Source organism: Microbacterium sp. BF1, assembly GCF_019279095.1.
Classification (GTDB): Bacteria; Actinomycetota; Actinomycetes; order Actinomycetales; family Microbacteriaceae; genus Microbacterium; species Microbacterium maritypicum.
Genome location: NZ_JAGYWT010000401.1, coordinates 1 through 2,302, shown reverse-complemented (window position 1 = coordinate 2,302; position 2,302 = coordinate 1). Strand labels below are relative to the sequence as shown.

The 2,302-nt window shown below is 68.9% G+C and carries 4 protein-coding genes; 3 read left to right on the top strand and 1 reads right to left on the bottom strand.

Annotated elements, in window-relative coordinates; translation table 11 throughout:
- Nucleotides 1–46: 46 nt before the first annotated feature.
- The 3 genes from KZA10_RS12775 (at nucleotide 47) to KZA10_RS12765 (ending at nucleotide 1,083) form a co-directional block, all read left to right on the top strand.
- Complete coding sequence (locus KZA10_RS12775; RefSeq protein ID WP_141387268.1) at nucleotides 47–352, top strand: protealysin inhibitor emfourin; 306 nt, start codon at nucleotides 47–49, stop codon at nucleotides 350–352.
- A 60-nt stretch (nucleotides 353–412) separates the two neighbouring features.
- Entirely contained in the window at nucleotides 413–610 is a 198-nt protein-coding gene (locus KZA10_RS12770; RefSeq protein WP_218683060.1) for a hypothetical protein, read from the top strand.
- A gap of 221 nt (nucleotides 611–831) precedes the next feature.
- Nucleotides 832–1,083, top strand: coding sequence for a hypothetical protein (locus KZA10_RS12765; RefSeq protein WP_055869227.1), 252 nt, complete (start codon nucleotides 832–834; stop codon nucleotides 1,081–1,083).
- Here KZA10_RS12765 and KZA10_RS12760 read toward each other — a convergent pair.
- A complete protein-coding gene (locus KZA10_RS12760) occupies nucleotides 1,035–2,114 on the bottom strand; it encodes a mechanosensitive ion channel family protein (protein WP_218683059.1) in 1,080 nt (359 codons plus the stop codon). The two genes, KZA10_RS12765 and KZA10_RS12760, sit on opposite strands and share 49 nt — an antisense overlap.
- Nucleotides 2,115–2,302 lie beyond the last annotated feature (188 nt).

The window sequence follows — 2,302 nt, the reverse complement described above, 5'->3', positions numbered from 1 at the left end:
GCCGCAGCGGCTCGACGCGCGTGGACGACCGTGGGAGTCTATGGAGATGAGCGAGTCCCCTCCACCGACTGACGCGCAGGTCGCGATCGCGGTGGTGCGCACCGGCGGCATCGCCGGCATCCGCCGGCAATGGCGGGTGGAGGCCGCGCCCGACGATGCGGTGCACTGGATCGACCTGATCGACCGCTGCCCGTGGGACCAGGAGACGGACGCCGGATCCGGCGCCGACCGGTTCGTGTGGAGCATCCGGGCGCGCACACCGTCGGAGTGCCGCGAACGGGAGCTGCCCGACTCGGCGCTCGACGGCCCCTGGCGCGCGCTCGTCGAAGCCGTGCGTGCGGCCTCCGTCTGAGGCCCCACCGACGTACGCTCGCAGATGAGCCGTCGACCGACGGCGCATCGAAGGGGGATCATGCTGACGACAGACGAAGCCGAACGACTGCTCGGCGCGGCACGCGAGGCACACACCCGCGGCGACCCCCTGCTGCACCTGCACGTCGAGGTCAGCCGTCTCACCGGAGCCCCGTCATCGTGGGGTTCGGCGGCGAACGAGTGCCACCAGAACGAGAGCGTCGGCTACTTCCTCGGCGAGGTCGAGCGCGTCGGCTGACGACTCGAGCACACCGGATACGCCTTCGTCGACTCGGGCGCGACCACACCCGATCGGGTGATGAGCACCGGAACGGGCGTGGTGAATCACGGTGCCGTCTCGGGATACTTCACCTTCCGCCGCGCGGCCACGGCCTGACGTCGTCACCCGCGCGGGCCGCATCCGATCAATCCTGTGTGAATCCGGCCTCTTCGCTGCGACGCGGGTTCACAATGGAACCCATGGGACTGTTTCAGCAGAAGCCTGAAGAGCAAGAGAACCAGTGGGTGCTGCCCTCGGAGCCGCTCGAGCGCTCCGAGACGGATGTGCTCGACTCGGCGCCGGTCGTCGATCCGCTGTCGATCGGCCTCGGCGCGGAGGCCAGCGGCGACCTGAGCTCTGTCCTGTTCCCGGTCGCACCTCCCGTCCCCGAGGCCGCCGCCACTCACGACTCCGCGGAGCCCACCTCCGATGAAGACCCCGGGGCCGACTGAAGCTCCATCCGTGTGCGGGGCAGCGCCTCGGGGTGCTCGCGCTGCAACCAGCTCATCATCTTCTCGCGCACCTCGCAGCGCAGCGCCCACTGATCGTCGGAGTCCTTCGCCGACATGACCAGTCGCACCGTGACGAACCCGCCCTGCGCATCGGTCACCAGAGCGCTCGCAGACCGGCGGTCCCACGCCGCTGACTCCTCGATGATCCGCTGGAACTCGGCCCGAAGTGGAGCCATCGGCACGCGCCAGTCCAGATCCAGGTACACCGTGCCGAGGATCTTGTCAGACCGCCGCGTCCACGTCTCGATCGGCCGTGAGGTGAAGTAGCCACAGGGGACGACCAACCGACGCTCGTCCCAGATGTACACGACCACGTACGACAGGTTGATCTCTCCGATACGACCCCATTCGCCTTCGATCACGACCACATCGCCGACTCTGATCGCGTCGGTGAACGCCACCTGCACCCCGGCGATCAGGTTGCCGAGGATCGACTGCGCCGCAAGGCCGGCGACGATGCTCGCGATCCCGGCAGAAGCGAGGAGGCTCGTGCCGACCGCCCGCATCTCAGGGAACGTGAACAGCACCGTCCCGAGCGCGAGCACGGCGATGGTGACGAGGACCAGCCTGTGGATCACCAGGAGCTGCGTGCGTCGCCGCCGAGCCTCCGGCCCGAACAGGACGGTCTCCTCGCGAGCGATGAGCCGTTCGAACCCGAACGAGATCGACGCGGCGAGCAACCACGAGCCTGTGAGGATCGTGGTGATCAGGAACAGTCTCGAGACCGGCGGCCACCATTCCTGTTCCGCCGGGGCCGTAACGGCGCAGCCGATCCAGACGGCGACGACCAGTGCTGTGGACGCCATCGCGCGTCTCACCCGGCGGGCGAACTCGCGAACCCATATCAGGCGGCGGCTGATCAGCGCCGTGAGCAGGTGCAGCAGTGTGAGGACGGCGGCCACCGAGATGATTGCGACGGCGATCGCCACCGTCGTGCCGAGCCAGGGTTCCCATTCGAAGCCGGAAGACATCCGTCCACCCTAGACGGCGGCCCTCGATCACACGAACGAGCCGGAGGCGCGGGAAGTCGACGCTGCGCCCCGAGGCGGGACGCTCGCTGGCGGCGCCTGAAGGCGAGATCACCCCCGTGGTTCGCCCAGTCGCCTCGCCCGACGGATGGGCCTGTTGCCGCAGGACGCGATCGCCCCCGAGGGGATGC